Raw genomic sequence first — 23,350 nt, 5'->3', positions numbered from 1 at the left:
GCGTATCCAGGTTTTCGATACGTGGCCCGCATGAGAAAGTTTTTCCAAAATGTCCCCAACGGATTCCCACGCTAGCATCGAACAAAGGTTGTGCTGTCTGACCGTCTCTCGTGTCGAGCGCAGGCGATAAGCGGGAACCGTTTTCCCGCTGGCGGCCCCGCCGTCCGTGCCGGCACCTCACCCACCGCTCGGTTCGCCCCCTCGGGCCTGCGCCGGAACAAGCAAAGGCGCCAGGCGCCAGGGCACTGAACGACGGCGGCCGGAACTTCCCCAGGGAGCTCACATGGCGGGAAAGTCGTTTGAAGCGTTGCCTCCCGGTCTGGCGGAATCCCCCACGGTCCGGGGCGGGGTTGCCACCCCGCCCGCCGGTGTCGAGAGGGTTCTCGCTGCGGTACTGGCTGACGTCGTGCGCGTCGCTCAGGTGTCGGTCGACAGCCACTTCTTCGACGAACTGGGCGCCGACTCGATGGTGATGGCACAGTTCTGCGCCCGGGTCAGGAAGCATGCGGACCTGCCCTCGGTATCGATGAAGGACGTCTACCGGAACCCGACGATCCGGAGCCTGGCGACGGCGCTCACGGCCTCCGCGCCCGCTTCCTCCACAGCCGCCACGGCCGCCGCTGCCCCCGGTGCCCGCGCCGAGGCGCCGGCTGCCCCGCCGGTGGCGGTGGCTCCGACCGGCACGCCGCGCTACGTGCTGTGCGGCACGCTGCAGTTGCTGGCCTTCCTCGGATACTCCTACCTCGTCGCCTACGTCGCCGCCCGGGGCTACGCGTGGATCTCCGCCGGGTCCGGCGTGTTCGACGCGTACCTGCGCGCGGTGCTGTTCGGCGCGGCGGGCTTCGGGTGCCTGTCCGTCCTTCCGATCCTGCTGAAGTGGGTACTCATCGGCCGGTGGAAGCCCCGTCAGATCCGTGTCTGGAGCCTGGCGTATGTCCGCTTCTGGATAGTCAAGACGCTGATCCGTTCCGATCCCCTGGTCCTGTTCGTCGGGTCGCCGCTCTATGCGCTCTATCTCAAGGCGCTGGGGGCGAGGATCGGGCGACGCGTCGTGATTCTCTCCAGGAACGTTCCCGTGTGCACGGACCTGCTCGCGGTGGACGATGGCGCACTGATTCGCAAGGACTCGTACTTCAATGGCTATCGGGCCCACGCCGGCGTGATCCAGACCGGCACGGTCACCCTGGGGAAGGACACGGTCGTCAGCGAGGCCACCGTGCTCGACATCGACACCTCGCTGGGCGACGCGGCCCAGCTCGGCCACGCCTCCTCGCTGCACAGCGGGCAGGCGGTGCCCGACGGCGAGCACTGGCACGGGTCACCGGCGCAGCCGACCGATGTGGACTACCAGGTGGTGGGCGCGGCCGAGTGCGGTGCCACGAGAAGGCTGCTCCACAGCATCCTGCAACTGCTGACGGTGCTGCTGGTGTACGTGCCGCTGGCGATCGGCGCCGTGGGCATCCTGCTCGCCGCGGCCCCGCAGCTCGCCGCTGCCCTGGAGCCTGGGCCCTCGGCCCTCACGGGCTGGACGTTCTACGGTGACGCCCTGGCGTTCTCGCTCATCGTCTTCTTCGGTGCCCTCCCCCTCGGCCTCCTCCTGCTGACCACGGTTCCGCGCCTGCTGAACCGGACCATCACACCGGGCAAGGTCTATCCCCTGTACGGCTACCACTACGGGGTGCACCGGGCGATCACCTTCATGACCAACAGGAGGTCGCTGATGCGCCTGTTCGGTGACAGCTCCTGCATCGTCCACTACCTGCGGTGCCTGGGGTACGACCTGGCGCGGATCGAGCAGACCGGGTCGAACTTCGGCACGGAGGTGAAGCACGAGACCCCGTACCTGAGTTCCGTCGGCAGCGGCACGATGGTCGCCGACGGGCTGTCAATCAACAACGCGGACTATTCGAGCACCTCGTTCCGTGTCTCCCGGACGTCGATCGGAGCGCACAACTTCCTCGGGAACCGGATCGCCTACCCCTCGCGGGGCAGGACGGGCGACAACTGTCTGCTCGCGACGAAGGTCATGGTCCCCATCGACGGCGCGGTCCGGGAGGGCGTGGGGCTGCTGGGCTCGCCCAGCTTCGAGATTCCGCGGTCGGTCCAGCGCGACAGCAGCTTCGACGGGCTGAAGAGCGAGGAGCAGCTGCGCCGCCTGCTGCCCGCCAAGAACCGGCACAATGCCACCACCATGGCGTGGTACCTGCTGGTCCGGTGGGTCTACTTCTTCCTGGTCACGCTGCTCGTCTCGGCCGCCGCCGACCTCTACGCCCCGTTCGGTGCGGCGGCCATCGCGCTGGCCGACGTGCTCGTCGTGCTGTTCACCGCCGTGTACTACGTGCTGATCGAACGTGCCGTCACCGCCTGCCATCCCACGGACCCGTTGTTCTGCTCGATCTACGACCTCCGCTTCTGGCGGCGTGAGCGCTACTGGAAGGTGCCGTCGGAGACGTACCTGCGGATGTTCGACGGGACCCCGTTCAAGAGCGTGATCTGGCGGATGCTGGGTGTGCGGATCGGCAGCAGGGTCTTCGACGACGGCTGTTATCTGACCGAGCGGACGATGGTCACCATCGGGGACGGCTGCACGCTCAACGCGGGGAGCGTCGTGCAGTGCCACTCGCAGGAGGACGGCACCTTCAAGTCCGACCGCAGCACGCTCGGTTCCGGCTGCACGCTCGGCGTCGGCGCCTTCGTCCACTACGGCGTGGCGATCGGCGACGGCGCGGTGCTCGCGCCCGACTCCTTCCTCATGAAGGGCGAAGTCCTCCCGCACCACGCGTGGTGGGGAGGAAATCCGGCCCGGCAGCTCCGCCGGGGCGACGGCGGGGAATGGAGGTAGCTCCGATGGCAACGCCGCTGACGAACGACGTGGATTTCCGGCGCGATGAGCCCGCCGCCGGCGGGTTCGCCACGGTCCCGCGGTGGACCCGCACCCCGGTTTTGGGCACCGCGGCACACGAGTCGGTGATACCCGAGTACCTGCTGCCGGCGCTGGAACGGTTGGCCCAGGAGTGGGGCGTCACACCGCACTCGGTGCTGTTGGCCGCGCATGCCAAGGTCCTGGGCGCGCTGTCCGGTGAGCGGACGGTCGCGACCGGCTATGTCGCCGTGGCGGGCGGCGCTCCGTCGCCCTGCCGGCTGTCGACCGCGGCCACGTCGTGGCGGACGCTGGTGCGCGACACGCATCGGGTCGCATCCCAGCTGCCGGCGCGCGAGGGCGATCGGGCCGACGGCCCCGGGGGAACGCCGGACCGGTCCGTTCCGTCGCCCGAGACGGTCTTCGATCCGACCGGTGGCGACGGAACGGCCGAATCCGCCGTGCTGCGGGTCGCGGTGGTGTGCCGGAACGGCCGGCACCTGCTGCGGCTGCACTACCGGACCGATGTGCTCGACGAGGCGTGTGCCGCCAGGATCGCCGGGTACCACCTCACCGCGCTCGCGCTGATCGTCGCCGATCCGGACGCGGCGCACGGGCGGCAGAGTCTGCTGTCCGCCGAGGAACTGCACCTCCAGCTCGAAGGGCTCGCCGGGCCGCGGCGGGCGCTGCCGGACCACCGGTTCCACGAGCTGTTCGAGCGGCGGGTGCGGGCGCATCCGGACACCGTCGCGGCCGTGCACGCCGGCCGCCAATGCACCTACCAGGAGCTCAACACCCGTGCCAACCGGGTGGCCCACACGTTGCTGGCGCGAGGACTGCGCCGGGAAGACGTGGTCGCGGTGGTGACCGAACGCAACCTGGACTGGCTGACCGCCGTCCTCGCGGTCTTCAAGGCCGGAGGCGCGTACCTGCCCATCGAGCCGCACTTCCCCGCCGACCGCATGGCCACCATGCTCTCCCGTGCCTCGTGCGGGCTGGTGCTGACCGAACCCGGCAGCACCGCTCCCCTCGACCGGGCCCTTGAGTCGCTGCCCGGGATCCAGCGGCTCTTCATCGACGCGGCGTGCGAGGAGAGCGGCGACGACAGTGACCCCGGCGTCCCGGTGGCCCCGGACGACCTCGCCTACGTCATCTTCACCTCCGGTTCCACCGGCGAGCCCAAGGGCGCGATGTGTGAGCACGAGGGGATGCTCAACCACCTGTACGCCAAGATCGACGACTTGGGGATCGCCGAGGGACAGGTCGTCGCCCAGACCGCGCCGCAGTGCTTCGACATCTCCCTGTGGCAGCTGCTCTGTGCGCTGCTGGCCGGCGGGCGGACCCTGCTGGTCGAGCAGGAGGCCGTCCTGGACGTGCGGCGGTTCCTCGACACGATCGTGGGCGGCGGGGTCCATGTGCTTCAGGTGGTGCCGTCCTACCTTGATGTCGTCCTGTCCTTCCTGGAAGAGCACCCCCGTGAACTCCGCTCCTTGCGGTGCGTGTCAGTGACCGGCGAGGCCCTGAAGAAGGAGCTCGTCCAGCGCTGGTTCGCGGCCGCGCCCCGGATCGGTCTGGTCAATGCCTACGGTCTGACCGAGACCTGCGACGACACCAATCACGAGGTCATGGACCGGGTGCCGGACGGTGAGCGGATCCCGCTCGGCCACCCCGTCAACAATGTGCACGTCTACCTCGTCGACGCGTACCTGTCGCCGGTGCCGCTCGGCGCCCCCGGTGAGATCGTCTTCTCCGGAGTCTGCGTCGGCCGCGGGTACGTCAACGATCCCGAGCGCACCCGGCGGGCGTTCCCCGCGGATCCGCACCGCGCGGGCAGGCGGCTCTACCGGTCCGGCGACTACGGGCGGTGGTCGCCGGAGGGAAAGCTGGAGTTCCTCGGCCGCCAGGACGCCCAGGTCAAGATCCGCGGCTTCCGGATCGAGCTGGGTGAGATCGAGAACGCCCTGCTCGGGGTGCCCGGGATCCGCGACGGTGCCGTCGTGGTCGCGCCACGGGGCGGCCCGGCTCAGCGGCTGGTGGCCTTCTACTCCGGTCCGTGCCCGCTGGACGCGGCCGCACTGCAGGAGCAGCTGAGCCGGTCCCTGCCCTCGTACATGGTTCCGTCAGCCTTCCACTGGCGCGAGAGCCTTCCGCTGACGGCCAACGGAAAGACCGACCAGAAGGCGCTGTCCGCCCTCGCCGAGGAGGGCGGCACCGAGGAGGACGGCGGCACCACCGAGGAAAGCGGGACCCGGGACGGCCGTCACCCGCCCGCCACACCGGTCGAAGAGCGGCTTGCCGCCGCCTGGGCCAAGGCGCTGGGCATCCCGGAGAACCGGATCGGAGGCCGGGACAACTTCTTCGACCTCGGCGGCACCTCACTGTCGGCCGTACGCGTCGCGATCACCCTGGATCGCGTGGTCTCGCCCAAGGACCTCCTGCGGCACCCGGTCCTCGCCGACCTGGCCCGGCTGGTCGAGAGCCGTGCCACGGCCGGCTCCGCGCCGCCGCGGGCGCCGGCGGAGACCGGGCGGGGCAACACGGCCCAGGGCCGCACCACGCTGCAGGACCACGACACGGTGCCGGGCCGCACCACCGTCCCGGACACCGGCCGGCTGCCCGCCGGCGCAGAGCGAAAGGACACCACGATGGCATCCTCACTCCCGACCTCCCTGCCGGACCTGGAGTCGGTACCCGGCCGGACTCCGATGCTGCGGCTCGACACCGCTGCCGACGCGGCGAGCTGGGCGGCCGAGCACCGGGACGCGGTGCGTGCCGCGGTCCTCGAACACGGTGCGGTCCTCGTCCGCGGCCTGGAGCTTCAGCACCCGGCCGAGGTCGGCGCGCTCGTCCAGCGGCTGGGCCTCGCTCCGGTGACGGAGCGGGAATCCTTCGCCCCCCGGCAGACCTACTCCGAAGGCGTCTACTCCTCCTCGAAGTGGCCGCCGAACCAGCCGATGTGCATGCACCACGAGTTGAGCTACACGCTGGAATTCCCCGGCCTGATGCTCTTCGCCTGCCTCGGCGCACCCACCGAGGGCGGGGCGACCGGGGTCGCGGACTCCACCGCGGTGCTCGACGCGCTGCCGCCCGAGCTGACCGAGCGGTTCGAGCGGGAGGGCTGGCTGCTCACCCGCAGCTATCACGACGAGATCGGTGCCTCCTTGCCGGAGGCGTTCGGCACCGATGACCGGAGCGCCATCGAGAGTTACTGCCGCGCCCACGCGATCGAGTACGAGTGGCAGCCCGACGGCGGGCTTCGCACACGACAGCGCCGCAGCGCCGTGGTGCGCCACCCGGTCAGCGGCCGACGCTGCTGGTTCAACCAGATCGCGTTCCTCAACGAGTGGACGATGGCCCCCGAGGTCCGCGAGTACCTGATCGACGAGTACGGCGCCGACGGGCTGCCGTTCAACACCCGCTACGGCGACGGCGCCCCCCTCACCGAGGACACCGTGCAACTGCTCAACAAGGTCTACGAGGCGCACACCGTGCGCCGGCCCTGGCAGGCCGGTGACCTGCTCCTCGTCGACAACGTCCGTACCGCGCACAGCAGGGAGCCCTTCGAGGGGCCGCGCGAGGTGGTGGTGGCGATGGCCGATCCGCTGCGCCTGGCCGACTGCTCACCGACCGTCGAGGTGACCACCTCGTGAACACCAACCGCTCCAGTGCAACGGAGTCCGCCATGACGAAACCGCCGCTCACCGTGCCCCCGTTCGCCGTGATCTCAGGAGCGCAGGTCCAGACCGCCCTGCAAGGACGGGAGAAGCACCTCGTGGAGGTGGTCGAGGACACCTACCGGCTCCACGGCGCCGGTGCCTCGGTGAACCCTCCGTCCTGCTTCCTCCGGTTCCCCGACCGCCGGTCCTCGCGGATGATCGCGCTGCCCGCCTCGATCGGCGGAGAGGCGCAGGTGGACGGGCTGAAGTGGATCTCCAGCTTCCCGGAGAACGTGGCGTCCGACATTCCCAGGGCCTCCGCCGTGCTGATCCTCAACGACCCCGCCACCGGCTACCCGTTCGCCTGCCTCGAGAGCTCGATCATCAGCGCCACCAGAACCGCCGCGTCGGCGGCTTCGGCGGCCGACTGGCTCAGCCGCGGCCGCCCGCGCCCGGTGCGCGTCGGGTTCTTCGGGACGGGCCTGATCGCCCGCTACATCCATACGTTCCTGGAAGGCACCGGCTGGTCGTTCGACGAGATCGGCGTGCACGACCTGTCCGCCGACAGCGCCGCCGGCTTCCGCCTGTACCTGGAGCAGACCGGCACCGCCGGCCGGATCACCGTGCACCACAGCGCCGAGGAACTGATCCGCCTCAGCGATCTGGTGGTCTTCGCCACCGTCGCCGGCCGGCCGCACGTCCACGACCCCTCGTGGTTCGCCCACCACCCGGTGGTCCTGCACGTGTCGCTGCGCGACCTCGCACCGCAGATCCTGCTGGCCTCGACCAACATCGTCGACGACGTCGAGCACTGTCTCACCGCCGACACCTCCCCGCACCTGGCCGAACAGCTCACGGGCAACCGGGACTTCCTGCACGGCACGTTGGACGACGTCATGAACGGGCGGGTGACGGTGCCGGCGGACCGGCCCGCGGTCTTCTCACCGTTCGGCCTCGGCGTGCTCGATCTCGCGGTCGGCAAGTACGTCTACGACGAGGTGGTCCGCTCCGGCCAACTGCAGGTCGTCGACAACTTCTTCCATGAACTGCGCCGGTATGGATGAGACCGGCACCGGCGCAATGAGGAGTCCGCCCTAGTCGGATGGAAATCCGAAGGTGCTCTGCCTCCAGAGGAGGGACCCATCATGCCAGTCATCTCTGTTCCCTACGCCTTCAACGAGGAAGAACTCTACGTCGACCTCCAGGCGATCTTCGGGCAGTCCCTGTTCCTCAAGTGCGAGGGCCTCAACTTCGCCGGCTCGATCAAGCTGAAGGCCGCGACCGAGATGGTGGAGGCGGCCGAGCGGGAGGGCGCCCTGACTCCCGACTCGGTCCTGGTCGAGTCCTCGTCCGGCAACCTCGGCGTGGCACTGAGCATGATCGCGGCGAGCAAGGGCTACCGGTTCCTGTGCGTGACGGACTCCCGCTGCAACCTGTCGACCAGGCTGATGATGGAGGCCTTGGGCAGCCAGGTGCACGTCATCGCCGCCGACGAGTCCGGCAACGGCTTCCTCGGCGCACGGCTCGACTACGTCCGTGATCTGTGCGCCTCCGACGACCGCTGGGTGTGGCTCAGCCAGTACACCAATCCGGGTAACTGGCAGGCGCACTACCGCACGACGGCACCGGCGATCGCCCGCTGGTTCCCGCATCTGGACGTGCTGTTCATCGGGGCGGGCACGACCGGAACCCTGATGGGCTGTGCACGCTATTTCCGGCAGTGGCACCGGCCGGTGCAGATCGTCGCGGTGGACAGCGTCGGTTCGGTGACCTTCGGCGGTGCACCGGGACGCCGTATGATCCCCGGCCTGGGCATGAGCGTCCCTCCCCCGCTGCTCGACGAGTCCTTCGTGGACGAGGCGGTACGCGTGACGGAGGCGGACACCGTCCGCGCCTGCCACCAGCTCGCCCGGCACGGCTTCCTGTTCGGCGGCTCGACCGGCACGGTCGTCAGCGGCGCGATGGACTGGCTGTCCCGGCACGACACGCGCGGGCTCACCGCGGTGGCCATCGCCCCGGACCTCGGCGAGCGCTACCTCGACACCATCTACCAGGCCAACTGGGTACAGGACCTGTACGGCGAGGACATGCTCGGCTCCGACGGCGCCTCCGGCGAAGCCGCCCCGGCCGAGTCCCGGGAGATCCGCCCCGCACCGCCGAGGCGCGCTGAGGACCCGTATCCGCGCCCTCAGCGCAAGGAGCAGGCGGGCGACATCTAGATCCGGGCCCGTGTACGCAGGAAGCCGGCCGCGGTAGCCGGCACGGATCCGGTCGGCCGGTGCAGCCCGGCCGACCGGATCGCCCCGTCCTGCGGCGCGGCCGTTCGGTCGGTCGGCCGTTCAACATCGACGCAAAAGCTATGTGTTTGCTTTAACCTGCGTCACCCCGTACCCTGAGGCTAACGCAAAGGGATTGCGTTAGCCTCCTTTGTGACGCAGCTTCACCACCGCACCGACCGACCGCACACACCACACCCACGCGCCGAGGACCTGCCATGACATCCGTCGAACTCACCGCCGGCGAAGTCGCCCGATGGGCGCTCCACGCCGGACTCCCGCTGCCGGACGAGCGCCATACCGATGTGGCCGCGACCGCGAACCACATCCACAGCGTCATCCGCACCCTGCGCGAGCTGGACTTCGGGGAGACGCCGCCCGCCGCCACCTACATCGTCGAGGGGGAAACGGCCAATGGAGCCATTTGAGCTGACACTTGCCGAGGCGGCCGCTGCCGTGGAGGAGAGAAGCCTCTCCCCGGTGGAGCTGACCGAGTCCGTACTCGGACGGATCGACGCCGTCGAAGAACGATTGCAGGCCTACGTCACCCTGGCCGGCGAGACGGCGCGCGATGCGGCCGCGCGAGCGGAGCGCGAGATCGCCGCGGACGGATATCGCGGCCCCCTGCACGGCATGCCCTTCGGACTGAAGGACATGATCGACGCTGCCGGGGTGCCGACCACGGCCAGCTCCCGGGTCAGGGCGGACCACCTCGCGCAGGCGGACAGCGCCGTGGCCGGACGCCTGTCCGCGGCGGGCGGGGTTCTGATCGGGAAGACGCATACCCACGAATTCGCTTACGGGCTGACGACGCCTCAGACGCGCAATGCCTGGGACCAGGACCGGATTGCGGGCGGGTCGAGCGGTGGTTCGGCGGTTGCCGTGGCAGCGGGAACCGCCACCTTTGCCCTGGGGACGGACACCGGCGGTTCGATCCGCGTGCCTGCGGCTCTGAACGGGCTGGTCGGCCTCAAACCGACCTACGGCCTCGTCCCCCGGCACGGCGTGGTCGCCCTGTCCTGGTCGCTGGACCACGTCGGCCCCCTCACCCGCACCGTGCAGGACGCGGCTCTCGTACTGTCCGCGCTGGTGGGCCCTGTCCCTCAGGATCCGGCGAGCCTCCGCACGGCGCCGACCGCCTACCCGCTGCCCCCGGGGGACGGTGACCTGACGGGCCTGCGCGTCGGCATACCGGTCAACTACTACTTCGACCGTGTGGCCCCCGAAGTCGAAGCCGCCGTGCGCGAGGCCCACACACAGCTGGCGGACATGGGGGCCGAACTCGTCGAGGTCGAGATCCCGATGACGCGTTACGTTCAGGCGACCCAGTGGGGTCTGATGGTCCCCGAGGCGACCGCCTCTCACGAACGCACACTGCGGTCGGTCCCCGAGCTGTACGCGCCGGACGTCCGGATCCTCCTGGAGGCCGGCGAGCTGGTCTCGGCGGGCGACTACCTGCGGGCCCAGCGCTCCCGCACCCTCATGCGCCAGGCGTGGCTGAGCATGTTCGACCGGATCGATGTACTCGCGGCGCCCACCGTGCCGATGACCGCCACGAAAACCGACCAGACCTCCGTCTCGTGGCCGGACGGCAGCACGGAGAGCGTCTCCGATGCCTATGTCCGCCTCAGCGCCCCGGCGAACATCACCGGACTGCCGTCCCTGAGCCTGCCGGTCGGCCGCGATCATGCAGGCCTGCCCATCGGCATGCAGCTGATAGGGCGGCCCCTGGAGGAAGCGGCGGTGCTGCGCACCGGGTACGCGTACGAGACCGCCCACCCATGCATGAGGCCGCCGGCATGAGCGTTCGCCATGGCCGTCGTTGCGGGTCGGCGCGCCGTGCCCGTGCGTGATCACCACCAGACCGGGGCCGACGTTACTGTTCCCGAAGTCAGGCGTGACGTGGCGAGGAGAGCCGCTGATGGAGTTCCTGGTCGACATGGTGACCACCGTTCCGGAGGGCACGTCCGAGGAGGCCGTGGCGGCGATCCGGGCCCGGGAGGCGGTACGGTCACGGGAATTGGCCGCCCAGGGAAGCCTGCAGCGGCTGTGGCGGCCGCCGCTCGCGCCTGGTGAATGGCGCACCTGGGGCCTCTTCAGCGCGGACGACGCGGAGCAGCTGGAGCAGGTCCTCGCGTCGATGCCCCTGCGGGTGTGGCGGCACGACACGGTGACGCCGCTGTCCCCGCACCCGAATGACCCGGGCCGTTGAGGAGCAGCCATCTCGGCACCGGAACGGCGGCCTCGGCGGGACGTCTGCCGCGGCGGGCGGCCAGGCGGAGCGTCGTCACCAAGCCGAGAGGCCTTGCCGCGTCTCGCCCCTTCCTCCCGGCCCGGTTTTCGCAGCCTGCCGCCGTGCCGCCCCCACAGGAGAACCCTGATGAACAGCACACGAGACAGCGAGGCCGTCCTGCGCGACGTGCTCGACCGGTGGAAGGCGGCAGTCGACGCGCATGAACCGCAGCGGGTCGCCGCCCACTTCACCGAGGACGCGATCTTCCAAGGGCTGCATCCCTACAGCGTCGGGCGGCAGGGCATCACCGAGTACTACGATTCCCAGCCCCCGGGATGACCGCCGAGTACCGCATTCTCGAAACCAGGCGGCCCGCCGACGACCTCGTACTCGGCTACCTGGGCGTGGACTTCTCGTTCACCGACAGGCCCACGATCGCCGTGAACCTCACCGTGCTGCTACAGGAGAAGGAGCACGGCTGGTACATCAGCCACTATCACGTCTCCCGCCGCGGTTAGGCCGCTTCATCGCCCGCAATCCCGGAGGCGCCCGGGGCGCGAAAGGCCGGAAGGAGCATGCCGTGCGCCTCCTCTGGCCGGGTGAAGTCGACGAGGAACCGTGTCCGCCCCGGCGCCGGTGCCGTTTGTGAAAGCGTGATCTCCACTCGACGCATGTATGCGGCACTCGTCCTGACCGCCGGCGCTTCGGGCCTCGCGGTGTCGTCCGCCTCGGCCGCGCCCGTAGCCCCGGCCGCCCCGCCGACCGGGCAGGGAATCTCCGTCCTCAGTACCCTCGACAGCCTCGGTGTCGCGCCCGTGCCCGCCAAATACCAGGGCCAGATGCCCACGGTCACCGGGCAGCTCACCGGCCTTCAGCACCTCCATGACCTCGGTCAGCTGCACCAGGTGACCGACCTGGCCGCCCCGGTAGCCGGCCTGCTGCCCGTCGTGGCGTAGCCCCGTTCCGTATGGTTCGCGGCTGAAGCGGGAAGGGGCCGAGGCCGCGATCCACCGGGGGGCAAGGCACCGCGCCGCACCTGATCTAATGGTCGCCGAGGTGAGAGACATGGTGTCGACCGACCGGCTGCTTGCGTTCGCGGCGATGTCGTTGCTGGTGATTGCGATCCCGGGGCCGAGCGTGCTCTTCGTGATCGGCCGGGCTCTGGCGCACGGCCGCCGCACAGCACTGGCAACGGTACTGGGCAATGTGCTGGGCTCGTACCTGCTGGTGGCCGCGGTGGCGCTCGGCCTCGGCGCGTTGGTCGAGCAGTCCGCCGCGGTCTTCCTCGCCGTGAAACTGGCCGGCGCGGCCTACCTCGTCTTCCTCGGAGTCCAGGCGTTCCGGCACCGCAAGGAAATGAAGATGGGTACCGCGGAGGTGCCCGCGCAGCCCGCCCGCGGTGATCTGCGCACGATCGCCGACGGCGCCCTGGTCGGCGTCACCAACCCGAAGGGCATCGTGTTCTTCGCCGCCGTGCTCCCCCAGTTCGTGGACCGCGCGGCGGGCGGACTGCCCGCCCAGATGCTGGTGCTGGGCCTGGTGCCGATCAGCATCGGCCTGATCACGGACACGGTGTGGGGGCTCACGGCCTCGGCGGCCCGCGCCTGGTTCGCGCGTTCCGAACGCCGGCTGTCGCTGATCGGTGGCGCGGGCGGCTTCGCCATGATCGGTCTGGGTGTGACGGTGGCGGCCACCGGCCGCGCGGACTGACCGCACCCGGCAGTCGTCCGCTTCCCACTCCCTGCTTCCCTTTCCCGCTTCCCCGTTCCCCTTCCGCTTCCCGGTGGCGAGCCGGGCCGCGATGCGTCCAGGCCGGCCGTCGCTCGCCGCACCTGCGGGACATCACCGCTGCGCGCGATGCACCTGGGCGAGCAGCAGGACCGTGTCGTCGGCCGGGGAACTCGGCAGGAGGCCGGCGAGGATACGGTCCGCCGTGTCTTCCAGCGAGGCGGAGATCCGGCCCAGTTCCGTGCGCAGGCTGTTCAGGCCCTCGTCGATGTCGTGGTCCCGTGACTCGATGAGGCCGTCGGTGTAGAGCACGAGGGTGGCGGCGTCGGGCAGCTCGATCTCCGTCGTCCGGAAGGGACAGCCGCCGACGCCGAGCGGCACTCCGAGCACGTCGTCGATGAGCTGGATCCGGCCGTCCGGGTGCCGGACGAGAGGCGGAGGGTGGCCGGCGCTGGCGATCCGGGTGCCTCCGGTGGTGGGGTCGTAGCGGATGTAGAGGCAGGTCGCGAGCTCGATGCCGGCCTCTTCGGCGCACTGGTCGAGTTCGGTGAGCAGCCCGTCGGGCTCCTGGTCGTGCCGGGCCAGCGCCTTGGCGGCGATGCGCAGCCGGCCCATCGCCGCGGCGGCCGACACTCCGTGTCCCATGACGTCACCGACGACCAGGGCAACGCGGCCGCCGGGCAGGGGAATCACGTCGTACCAGTCACCGCCGACCTCGGTGACGCGGCTGCCGGGCAAGTAGCGGTGAGCGATGTGCAGGTACGGGCCGGGCGTCAAAGCGGTGGGTAGCAGGGCCCGTTGGAGGGTGAGCGCGATGTTTCTCTCCCGGTTGTACAACCGGGCGTTGTCCAGGCTCAGCGCCGCCCGGGAGGCGAGCTCACCGGCCAGGCTGAGGTCCTGTTCGGTGAAGGCCGGTCTGGCCGCCGACCGGCCGAAGACCGCGATCCCCTGGACCGTTCCCCGGGCGATGAGCGGAGCGAGGAGGAGGCAGGCCAGACCGCTGTCGGCCATCAGCCGGGCGCGGGTTTCGTTCAGCATGGTGCGGACCATGAACTCCTGGTTCACCGCTACGCACAGGGGACGGCCGGTCCGCAGCATCTGATGGATGGCGGAGCCCGGCGGGTAGTGCACGACGTCCACCCCGCTCACCAGTTCCGTCGCGGGCGGGGGAAGGACGGTGCCGTGCGCGATGCGGTGGGTGTCCACCGGCAGGGCGGGGTCGAACGCCGTCTGCTCGTCCTCCCACTCCACGAGCTCCACGACGGCCGCGTCGGAGAAGTCCGGGACCGCGGCTTCGACCAGTTCCTGGGCCGTGACCTGCACATCCAGGGTGGTGCCGATCCGGGCGGTGGCGCGGTTCAGCAGTGCCAGCCGCTGACGGGTGGCGGTTGCCTCCACGATGGCCTGCTCGCGGTCGGTCACATCCACCAGCAGGCCGCCCACTCCCTGGTGGGTGCCCACGGCCTGGGTGAGCGGGAAGAAACTCACCGAAAGGACCTTGTCCCGGTCCGGGTGGCCCCGGGTACGCATCCCCACCCGCACGCCCGTGACGGGTTTGCCCTCCGCGGCGACGGCGCGCAGCATGCGCTCGTACTCACCGCCGTCCGACGTGATCATGATCTCGGCGAGGCGCCGTCCGAGGTGTTCCTCGATGGGGAGTCCGTTCATGTCGGCGAGCGCCTGGTTGACGTGGAGGTAGCGCAGTTCCGCGTCGAACATGGCCAGGCCTATGGGGCAGGTCTCGAAGAGGGCGTCGAGGAAGGCGAGGTTGGTCTTCACCCGGTCCAGCTCGTCACCGCGGCTCGCCAGCACCATGATCACCGAGCGGCCCGCGGCCCCGGTCACCGGGAAGACGCGGAACCCGCAGTCGAGAACCGTGCCGTCCTGATGCACGGCGTCCAGGCGGCCGCGCCAGTACCCCAGGGTCCGACCCCGCTCCGCCATACGCGCGCAGGCGTCGGGTCCTCCCCCGGGCGGCCCGGGGAGAAGGAGGGCGCCGGGCTTCGTCAGCGCCTGGGCCGCGTGGTAGCCGAAGAGATCCCGGGCGCCCGGGCCCCAGTAGCAGATCCGGTTGTCGTCGTCGATGCCGAATACGGCGACGGCCACATGCTCCAGCAGCGAACCGGGCTCGGACCAGAGCGGGCCACGAGCCCTCGCGTCGCTCGGCCGATCTGCTGGCACCGGCTTTCCCTTCCACCCGCCGCGCGCGGTGGCGGTCCGCCCGCCGGACGGAGAGCGGCTCTCTTCATTCTGCGCTTGTCGCTCAGGCGCGGACACTCCGGCAGGGGGCCCGGATACGGCGGGGGCCGGGTACTGGCGAGACAGTTCTCAGGAGCTGCCGGTCCTCGACGACGGGGAGCGCCGCGGGCTCGGGACCGACGGCGGCAGGACGAGCTCGGCGACGGCGCCGCCGTCCGGCGCGTTGGAGAAGCGCAGCGTGGCGCCGAGGACACGGGCCTGTCCCATGGCGATGGTCAGTCCGAGGCCGTGGCCGGTCCTCCGGCCGCTTCCGGACCGGCTCCGGAACCGCTGGGGACCGTGGTCGAGGAGGTGGCCGGGGTAGCCGTCCCCGTGGTCCCGTACGGTGATGACGCGGCCGTCGACGGTCAGGAGGACCGGCGGGCGGCCGTGCCCGTGGGCGTTGGAGACGAGGTTGCCCAGCACGCGCTGGAGCCTGCGCTGGTCGGTCTCCACCCGGGTGTCCCGCTCGGTACGGACCTCGGCCTGCAGCCCGGTGGCCAGCACCGCACGCTCGGCCAGCGGTCCCAGTTGATGCACCTCGATATCGGCCTGCTCCACCTCCGCGTCGAGGCGGGAGATCTCCAGCAGGTCCTCGGTCAGCCGGCTCATGGTCCGGATCCGGTCCCGCACCAGCTCGGCGGGGCGGCCGGGGGGCAGCAGCTCCGCCGCGATCCGCAGGCCGGTCAGCGGGGTGCGCAGCTCATGCGCCACATCAGCGGTGAAGCGCTGCTCGCTGTGCAGCTTGGTCTGCAGTGTGGCGGCCATCGCGTCGAGTGCGGCCGCCACGGCGGCGGTCTCGTCCTGGGCGAAGGGGGCGCACAGGACGCGGGGGTCGTCCACCCGGGCGTCGAGATCGCCGGTGCTGATTCTGCGGGCCACCTGGGCGGTGTGGTGCAACCGACGGGTAATACGGGAGACGCCGAACAGTCCGACGGCGAGAGTGAGGGCGATCGCGAAGGCCGAGGAGCCGACGATGGTCCGGTCCAGTCCGCGGATCGCGGCGGCCCGCCGGCTGTAGTCGAGATGGACGGCCAGCGCCTTGCCGTCGGCGGGGGTGACGGCCCACATCGCCGGGCGGCCCTGGTGGTCGGCGAGCTGTGTGCCGCGCTCGCCCCGCAGTGCCATGGCGCGGAGCGGGGCAGGGAGGTCGGCGGGGTCCACCGCGGCGTCGCGGCCGAGGGGTTCCCCGGCGACGTACGCCGCCGCGACGGAGTCCAGCTGCGACAGCGCCGCGCTGCGGGCCTGGCTTTCCGCCTGCCGCCCGACCACGACGTGCACCAGGACCCCGACGACCGTGGCGAGGACGCAGCACATGACGATGACGAAGGCGGCGAATTTCCCGTGGAGCGTCGTCGTCCAGGCGGGCAGGCGCAGCCGGGTCCGGGGCCGGCCGGCGCTCATGGTGTGCGCTCCGGGGCGGGGGTGGCGGAGTGCGCCTGGTCGAATTCCATCGACCGCAGGGCCATGGTCCGCGTCCGCGCGTCCCATGCGTAGACCGTGCGGGTGTCGTAGCCGGGCGTGCCGGTGGGCTCCCGCAGGATCAGATCGCCGTTCGCGATCTCCACCGACAGCGGTGTCGCGCCGGCGTCCATGATCCGGGTGACCTGGCCGTGGTCGAGCGTGAAGACCCACAGTGCCAGGGAGCGGTCCGGCGACTCGATGCCGACGATGAGTTCGTCCTTGCCGTCCCCCGTCAGGTCCCGGTACTGGGGCTTTCGCACCGGACAACGCTCCGGCTCCGCGGCGCAGGCGTTGATCTTCCTCGTGGTGGCGGAGTCGAACTGCGGCCCGCCGCCGAGCGCGGAACCCGCGGCGGTCTGCGCCTTGACGACGGTGAACAGGTTCGCCTTGCGGATGTCCCCGGACGGCACGGGCGGCACCCCGGGAACGGCCGCGGGAAGGTTCTCGCCCGTTCCGCGCTCGGGTTGTGGCGCGGGCTTCCGCTCGGGCCACAGCCGCACCGGGGCGGAGGCGGCCGAGGTACGTCCGGCGCTCAGCGGCTCCCCGCTCTGCGTACAACCGCTCAACAGCACGGCCATGCCTGTCGCCGCGAGGGCGGACGACGCCATCCGTAGGAGCCCGGGGGGCGACAAGGAACGGTGAAGAGGCACATCTTTTCCCGTCGTGGTGCACGCTGAGCCTCTTGGATCATAGGACGCGTGACGCAGTGCCGGGACGGGTGCACCCGGGGGACGTTCAGGGGTGGGCCTGGTGGGCCAGTGGGTCCGGTGGGTCGCGTGAGCCCCGTGGGGCCGGGACGCGGAGCCGGGCGCAGTGGCCAGCGGCCCCCGCCCCCGCGGACTCAGCCGGCCGGCACCGTAGCGGCAGCCCGCTTCTCCATGGGGCCCGACCAGGTGCGGCGCGGAGGGCGGCCGACGAACTTCCCGAAGAGCAGCGCCGCCGCGGTGGCCGCGAGCACACCGGGCACCATCTCGTAGATGCCCGACCGGAGCGGCCCGAGAAGCGGGTCGATCTGCTTCCACAGGACGACGGTGACCGCCCCCGTCACGATGCCGGCCATCGCCCCGGCCCGCGTCATGCGCGGCCAGTACAGCGACAGCAGGATGACCGGGCCGAAGGCGGCGCCGAAGCCCGCCCAGGCGTAGGCGACGATATCCAGTACGGCGCCCCCGCTGAGTGCGATGACGTAGGCCACCAGCGCCACGACCACGACCGTCACACGGGCCGCCAGCACCATCGACGCGTCCGAGGCCCGTCGCTTGACGAAGGCCCGGTAGAAGTCCTCGGTGAGGGCCATCGCCGAGACCAACAGCTGGCTGTCCGCGGTGGACTTGATCGCGGCGAGCACGGCGACCAGCAGGATGCCCGCGACCCACGGATTGACCAACTGGGCGCAGAGCTCGATGAAGACGGTCTCCGGGTTGTCCAGCGGCTTGTTGAGGGCGGCGATCCCGACCAGGCCCACGAGCGAGGCACCCGCCAGACAGACGACCACCCAGCCCACCCCGATGCGGCGGGCCAACGGAATGTCACGGGTGCTGCGGATGCTCATGAAGCGGGCCAGGATGTGCGGCTGGCCGAAATAGCCCAGACCCCAGGCGAGCAGGGAGATGACGGCCACCGCGCCGAGCGGCTCACCGGACGTCCACCGGGCGCCGTCGAAGTGGGCCTTGGCTCCCATGTCCAGCAGGGACGGTGTCTTGTGGGCGAGCAGCCTGTGCATCGCGCCGAATCCCCCGAGCAGCCCGATAGCGATCACGGGGAGCGCAACGGCCGCGCAGAACATCACCGTGGCCTGCACCGTGTGCGTCACACTCACCGCGCGGAAGCCGCCCAGGACGGTGTAGACGACGATCACCACGGCGAAGACGGTGAGCGCGAACTCGAAACCGCCGCCGAAGATGTCCTCGAACAGCACTCCCCCGGCCAGGAGGCCGCTGGCCACGTAGACGGTGAAGAACACGACGATGACGGTTGCCGAGACCAGGCGCAGCATCCTGCTGTCGTCCTCGAAGCGCTCCTCCAGGTATGCCGACAGTGTTTTGGCGTCGCCGGCCAGCTCGGTGTAGGTACGCAAACGCGGCGCTACCAGACGCCAGTTGAGATACGTACCGACGGCGAGGCCGACGGCAATCCACGAGGCGCCTATCCCGGCCGCGTACACCGCCCCGGGCAGGCCGAGGAACAGCCAGCCGGACATATCGCTGGCCCCCGCGGACAGAGCCGCCAGTGGCGCACTCAACCGGCGCCCGCCCAGGGCGAAGTCGGAGAACGTCAGCGTGTCCTGGTACGTCCAGATACCCACGGTCACCATGGCAAGCAGAAATATTCCAAATACGATCATGACCGGTACGATCAGGGGTGTCACCACTGCTCCTCGGTGCAGGCACTGCCAGGAATCGCGGGCCCGGAGGGATCCCACACGGAGCTTCCGGACGGGAAGGCTCCGGCGCGAGCTGACAATACGGAGCAGTCATCGGGAGCGGCACCCCTTTGGACGGATGTCCCTTGCAATCAAAGGCCCCACAGGCCTGAGGCAGTCCGGGCGGCGGGGTCATACCCGGGCGCATTTCCCCACAGCGCACCAAACCCGTCAGGTACCCAGGAACCTTGCGTTCCGGACCAACGGGGAAGCGCTTAAGCAAGTTGGCGCTGACTCCGTCCGGCAGCTACCGGGCGGGACTTGCCGACCGTGAACCGAGTGCGAGTGCGCTCCTCGCGTGCGTGGAGGTGCGTGCGGCGTACGCCCGGTGCCTGCGCCGTCGCGCCCCGACAGGCCCTGGGGAGGCCAGAAATGCCCTGATTGGGCATCGCGACTGCGAACCATACTGGTGATGCTTCGCGGCCGGCCGCCCGTCGCCCCTGCGGCCCGGCGTGGCCTGGCTTTCCTGCTCGTATGCGACGTCCCGGCCGGCCCGCAGCGGCCCTGCCCCTCGCCGGCCACCATCGAGGAAAAGGAGTTCTTCCCATGCGCCGTCTTCGCTCGTTCGTCGTCGCCGCGGCCGCCCTGACCGCCGCCCTGGGGACCGTACCCACCGCGACCGCGACTCCCACGGCCTCCGCCCGCCCGGCGGCCTTCCCCTGCACCTCCGGGTACTTCTGCATCTACAGCGACTGGAACGGCGGGGGAACCCGTTGCCAGTGGTCGCAGTCCAGCAAGGCGAACACCGCCGACGACTGCTCTTTCATCCAGCGGGGACAGAACGTCCGCTCCGTATGGAACAACACCCGGCACCGCGTGCAGTACTACACGCAGACCAACTACCACGCGCGCGTCGGGTCCACGCCCTCCGGCGCGGGCGGCAATCTGCAGGGCAACTACCAGATCCGTTCCTTCAAGCCCCAGTAGGAGGAACCGGCACGGCACAGGAGCCGCCTTTCCCGTGGGTCACCACCCCCGGGGAAGGCGGCTCCTGTCATCTGTTGGGGGGGCACGGGCTCGGCGCATACCCGGGCTCGGCGCATACCCGGATCCGGGTCCGAACCCTGAGGCAAGAAGCCGCGGAAAGAAAGAGCCCCAGAATGGTTTGGTTCGGCGTCGAATGGGGTCAACTCCCCCCGCATAAGCCTTCCTTGAAGATTCACCAAGGACTGTTATGAGAGCAATTCACGTCGCATATCCGGCACGGCGAGTAGCAGGAAAAAGCGATCGGGAGGCCCCGACTCCGAAGATCCCGGAATGGGTGCGCACCATAGCGGCACCTCACACCCCGGCAGCCGCACATATATCCGGAATTGCGAAGTTCGTACAACGCATATTTCCGGCCTAACGCCGGCAAACGGTTGGTTGCGGGTGACGGGCCTCGACCACACGATCAGATTTCCCGCGTGTCGCTCGGCCGGGTGCCGGCCACCTGACACGCCCGTCGTCGAGGAGGTCCTGTGATGAACGACCAGACGAGTCTCACCCCGGATGCGGCACGGCAACTGGCGACCACCACCAAGACCAGCCCGCAGATGCGCGGTATCACCCCGCGTTATCTGCTCCGCGCCCTGCCGTGGGTGGATGTCGAATCGGGTGTCTTCCGTGTCAACCGCCGCCGCACCTACGTTCTCGGCGACGACCGCATCAGCACCCACAACGACGGTGGCTCGCCCCGCATCATCCCGGGCGACCTCCGGGAACTTCCGTATCTGCGGGACGCCGACGACGCACTGCTCTCCGAACTGGCGGACTCCTTCACGGAAGTCACCTTCGAGGCCGGAGAAATGCTGGGCCAGGACGGTGACGCGCACGACAAGCTGTGGGTGATCGCCCAGGGGCGTGCCGAGAAGCGGGTCAGCGGCCGCTACGGCGAGGACGCCGTACTCGAAGTGATCGGTGACGGCCAGTTCTTCGATCTCGACGCCTGGACCCGCTCCGAACCCCTGCCGTACCGCGTCCGAGCGCTCACCCCCGGCGTGGCCCTGTGCGTCGAACGCAGCGCGCTCTCCGGGCTGTGCGAACGCGACACGGCAGTAAGGGGAGCGATGGATGCCTACCTCTCGGCGGACGGCGTCCTGCCCGGCGCCGAGGTACCGGTCGATCTCAGCGCCGGACATGTCGGCGAACCGGAACTCCCCATGACATTCGTCGACTACGAAGACACACCCCGCGAGTACCACATGACCCTCGCCCAGACCGTGCTGCGCGTCCACACCCGGGTCTCCGACCTCTACAACGGGCCCATCGACCAGACGCGCGCCCAGGCCAACCTCACCGTGCACGCCCTGCGTGAGCGGCAGGAGGCCTCGCTGCTCAACCACCCGGAATTCGGCCTCTTCAACAATGTGGCCCCCGGACAGCGGGTGCAGGCGCGCACCGGCTCCCCGACCCCCGACGACCTGGACGAACTGCTGACCAGGGTCTGGAAGCAGCCCGGCTACTTCCTCGCCCACCCCAGGGCCATCGCCGCATTCGGCAGGGAATGTACGCGCCGGGGTGTGCCCCCGGTCATCGACAACCGCTTCGGCAGTCCGCTGCTGAGCTGGCGCGGGGTCCCGCTGCTCCCCTCCGACAAGGTGCGGTTCTCCGGCAATGCCGGCATCGGCACCACCGAGATCCTGCTGATGCGCACCGGCGAGGCGGAGCAGGGCGTGGTGGGCCTGCGTCCCGCGAAGGTCGAGGACGAGGTGGAGCCCGGCCTGTCGATGCGGAACATGGGCGTCGACCAGAAGGGCGTCACGTCATACCTGATGACGGCGTACTTCAACACCGCGGTGCTGGTCGAGGACGCACTCGCCGTGCTCCAGAACGTCGAGGTCTCCAACTACCATGACTATTCCTGACGTTACCGGGAGCCGTTGGCCGCACACGGCTCCCCCCGCGAACCCGCCGGCCGGCGACCGCACATCCGCCGATCCGGCCGATCCGGCCACGGCACTGACTACGGCACTGGTCACGGCGCTGGCAGGAGCGTCGGCCATGAGCACGGCCCCGACCGCGGCCACGACCGCGCCCGCGGACCCGGTCACCGCTGCGCAGGCCACCGCCGATCCGGTCACCGCTGCTCAGACCACTACCGATCCGGTCGCCGCTGCTCCACTCAGCGCTGAGCCGGCCGCCCACACCCAGGTCACCGACCACCCCGTACACCCCACCACTACCCAGCCCTTGCAAGCCGCCGCCACCCAGCCCGTACAACCCACCGGCCTCCCCGGCCAACACGCCGCCTTCTCACCCGAGATGGCGCGCCGGGACTTCCCGGTCCTGCACCGGACCGTGAACGGGCACCCCCTGGTCTGGCTGGACAACGGGGCCACCACACAGAAGCCACGCCAGGTGATCGAGACACTGACCGGCTTCTACGGATCCGCCAACTCCAACATCCACCGTGGTGCGCACACCATGGCCCGGGAAGCCACCGAGGCCTACGAAGCGGGCCGGGCGGCGGTCGCCCGGTTCCTGGGCGCACCGTCACCGGACGACATCGTCTTCGTCCGCGGCACCACCGAGGCGATCAACCTCGTCGCCCAGAGCTGGGGACGGGCCAACCTCGGACCCGGGGACGACATTCTGGTGCCCGTACTGGAGCACCACTCGAATATCGTTCCCTGGCAGTTGGTCGCCAAGGAGACCCGTGCCCGGGTGGTGCCCGTGCCCCTGCGGCCGGACGGCCAGATCGATTTCCACGCGTACGCCGACCTGCTCTCCATGCGCACCCGGCTCGTCGCGGTCAGTCAGGCGTCGAATGTGCTCGGCACCGTCCCACCGGTGCGCGAGATGACCGCACTCGCCCACCGCTACGGCGCCAAGGTACTGGTGGACGGGGCGCAGGCGGTGGCCCACTTCCCTGTCGATGTGCAGGACCTGGACGCCGACTTCTACGTGTTCTCCGGCCACAAGCTGTTCGCCCCGACAGGCATCGGCGCCCTGTACGCGAAGCCGGAGATCCTGCGGAACATGGCGCCGTGGCAGGGCGGCGGCAACATGATCGAATCGGTCAGCTTCCACCGCACCACCTACGCCCCCGTCCCGCACCTCCTGGAGGCCGGAACCGGGCACATCTCCGGCGTGGTCGGTCTGCTGTCCGCGCTGAACTGGCTGACCTCCTTCGACCGGGACGCCATCGCCGCCTACGAGAACTCGCTGATGGCGTACGCACAGCAGGCCCTGGCCACGGTTCCCGGCCTCGAGCTGCTGGGCTCCGCGCCCGACAGAATCGCGGTCCTGACCTTCACCCTCGCCGGCCACGACCCGTCCACGATCGCCGAGTGGCTGGACCGCGACGGCATCGCCATCCGCGCCGGCCACCACTGCGCCCAACCGGCCCTGGCCCACTACGGCCTGGAGAGCGCGGCACGCGCCTCACTCGCGCTCTACAACACATCCGAGGAGGTGGACAAGCTGGTGGCATCGCTGCACCGGTTGCAGCAGACCACCTGACCCCGCTGTCCGTACGGGTTGCCGACCGTG

16 protein-coding genes and 1 pseudogene are annotated in these 23,350 nt (G+C 70.1%); 13 read left to right on the top strand and 4 right to left on the bottom strand.

Features of this window, described 5'->3' with window-relative positions; all coding sequences use genetic code 11:
- Positions 1–283 precede the first annotated feature (283 nt).
- The 10 genes and pseudogenes from CFW40_RS34690 to CFW40_RS34640 all read left to right on the top strand — a co-directional run bounded on the left by CFW40_RS34690 (position 284) and on the right by CFW40_RS34640 (position 12,735).
- On the top strand, positions 284–2,842 hold the full coding sequence (locus tag CFW40_RS34690; RefSeq protein WP_088801712.1) for a Pls/PosA family non-ribosomal peptide synthetase: 2,559 nt from the start codon (positions 284–286) through the stop codon (positions 2,840–2,842).
- A 5-nt stretch (positions 2,843–2,847) separates the two neighbouring features.
- Entirely contained in the window at positions 2,848–6,510 is a 3,663-nt protein-coding gene (locus CFW40_RS34685) for an amino acid adenylation domain-containing protein (RefSeq protein WP_256331107.1), read from the top strand.
- Between the two features lie 32 nt (positions 6,511–6,542).
- Positions 6,543–7,580 carry a 2,3-diaminopropionate biosynthesis protein SbnB gene (sbnB, locus tag CFW40_RS34675; RefSeq protein WP_088801711.1) on the top strand — a complete coding sequence of 346 codons (1,038 nt, stop codon included), beginning with the start codon at positions 6,543–6,545 and terminating at the stop codon, positions 7,578–7,580.
- Positions 7,581–7,661: 81 nt separating this feature from the next.
- Positions 7,662–8,735: a 2,3-diaminopropionate biosynthesis protein SbnA gene (gene sbnA / locus CFW40_RS34670; RefSeq protein ID WP_088801709.1), complete on the top strand. Its 1,074-nt coding sequence runs from the start codon at positions 7,662–7,664 to the stop codon at positions 8,733–8,735.
- Positions 8,736–9,010: 275 nt separating this feature from the next.
- Complete coding sequence (locus CFW40_RS34665; RefSeq protein WP_088801707.1) at positions 9,011–9,220, top strand: hypothetical protein; 210 nt, start codon at positions 9,011–9,013, stop codon at positions 9,218–9,220.
- Positions 9,207–10,595 (top strand): amidase, encoded by a 1,389-nt coding sequence (locus CFW40_RS34660; RefSeq protein ID WP_088801705.1) that lies wholly within the window; start codon positions 9,207–9,209, stop codon positions 10,593–10,595. Before CFW40_RS34665 ends, CFW40_RS34660 begins: the two co-directional genes overlap by 14 nt.
- A gap of 118 nt (positions 10,596–10,713) precedes the next feature.
- The gene (locus tag CFW40_RS34655; RefSeq protein ID WP_088801704.1) at positions 10,714–11,004 is read left to right on the top strand and encodes a muconolactone Delta-isomerase family protein; all 291 of its coding nucleotides are present in this window, start codon (positions 10,714–10,716) and stop codon (positions 11,002–11,004) included.
- 168 nt (positions 11,005–11,172) lie between these two features.
- Positions 11,173–11,543, top strand: a pseudogene (locus CFW40_RS34650) (SgcJ/EcaC family oxidoreductase).
- 153 nt (positions 11,544–11,696) lie between these two features.
- The gene (locus CFW40_RS34645) at positions 11,697–11,981 is read left to right on the top strand and encodes a hypothetical protein (RefSeq protein WP_256331108.1); all 285 of its coding nucleotides are present in this window, start codon (positions 11,697–11,699) and stop codon (positions 11,979–11,981) included.
- Positions 11,982–12,090: 109 nt separating this feature from the next.
- On the top strand, positions 12,091–12,735 hold the full coding sequence (locus CFW40_RS34640; RefSeq protein WP_088801702.1) for a LysE family translocator: 645 nt from the start codon (positions 12,091–12,093) through the stop codon (positions 12,733–12,735).
- Between the two features lie 132 nt (positions 12,736–12,867).
- On the opposite strand, the gene CFW40_RS34635 is transcribed toward CFW40_RS34640, so the two are convergent.
- The 4 genes from CFW40_RS34635 to putP all read right to left on the bottom strand — a co-directional run bounded on the left by CFW40_RS34635 (position 12,868) and on the right by putP (position 18,799).
- Positions 12,868–14,934 (bottom strand): SpoIIE family protein phosphatase, encoded by a 2,067-nt coding sequence (locus CFW40_RS34635; protein ID WP_088801700.1) that lies wholly within the window; start codon positions 14,932–14,934, stop codon positions 12,868–12,870.
- A 147-nt stretch (positions 14,935–15,081) separates the two neighbouring features.
- Positions 15,082–16,395: a HAMP domain-containing sensor histidine kinase gene (locus tag CFW40_RS34630; protein WP_088801699.1), complete on the bottom strand. Its 1,314-nt coding sequence runs from the start codon at positions 16,393–16,395 to the stop codon at positions 15,082–15,084.
- On the bottom strand, positions 16,392–17,063 hold the full coding sequence (locus CFW40_RS34625; RefSeq protein WP_256331110.1) for a hypothetical protein: 672 nt from the start codon (positions 17,061–17,063) through the stop codon (positions 16,392–16,394). The genes CFW40_RS34630 and CFW40_RS34625 overlap by 4 nt, the downstream gene beginning before the upstream one ends.
- A gap of 233 nt (positions 17,064–17,296) precedes the next feature.
- Positions 17,297–18,799 carry a sodium/proline symporter PutP gene (gene putP / locus CFW40_RS34620; RefSeq protein WP_176956286.1) on the bottom strand — a complete coding sequence of 501 codons (1,503 nt, stop codon included), beginning with the start codon at positions 18,797–18,799 and terminating at the stop codon, positions 17,297–17,299.
- Between the two features lie 624 nt (positions 18,800–19,423).
- Between putP and CFW40_RS34615 the strand changes: the two genes are divergently transcribed.
- The 3 genes from CFW40_RS34615 to CFW40_RS34605 all read left to right on the top strand — a co-directional run bounded on the left by CFW40_RS34615 (position 19,424) and on the right by CFW40_RS34605 (position 23,320).
- The gene (locus CFW40_RS34615) at positions 19,424–19,804 is read left to right on the top strand and encodes a peptidase inhibitor family I36 protein (RefSeq protein WP_088801693.1); all 381 of its coding nucleotides are present in this window, start codon (positions 19,424–19,426) and stop codon (positions 19,802–19,804) included.
- Between the two features lie 536 nt (positions 19,805–20,340).
- Positions 20,341–21,723 carry a family 2B encapsulin nanocompartment shell protein gene (locus CFW40_RS34610; RefSeq protein ID WP_088801692.1) on the top strand — a complete coding sequence of 461 codons (1,383 nt, stop codon included), beginning with the start codon at positions 20,341–20,343 and terminating at the stop codon, positions 21,721–21,723.
- 136 nt (positions 21,724–21,859) lie between these two features.
- The gene (locus tag CFW40_RS34605; protein WP_088801690.1) at positions 21,860–23,320 is read left to right on the top strand and encodes a cysteine desulfurase; all 1,461 of its coding nucleotides are present in this window, start codon (positions 21,860–21,862) and stop codon (positions 23,318–23,320) included.
- The last annotated feature ends 30 nt before the right edge of the window (positions 23,321–23,350 follow it).

Origin of the sequence: Streptomyces sp. 2114.4 (assembly GCF_900187385.1) — a bacterium.
Classification (GTDB): domain Bacteria; phylum Actinomycetota; class Actinomycetes; order Streptomycetales; family Streptomycetaceae; genus Streptomyces; species Streptomyces mooreae.
This window is presented reverse-complemented; position numbering and strand designations above follow the sequence as displayed.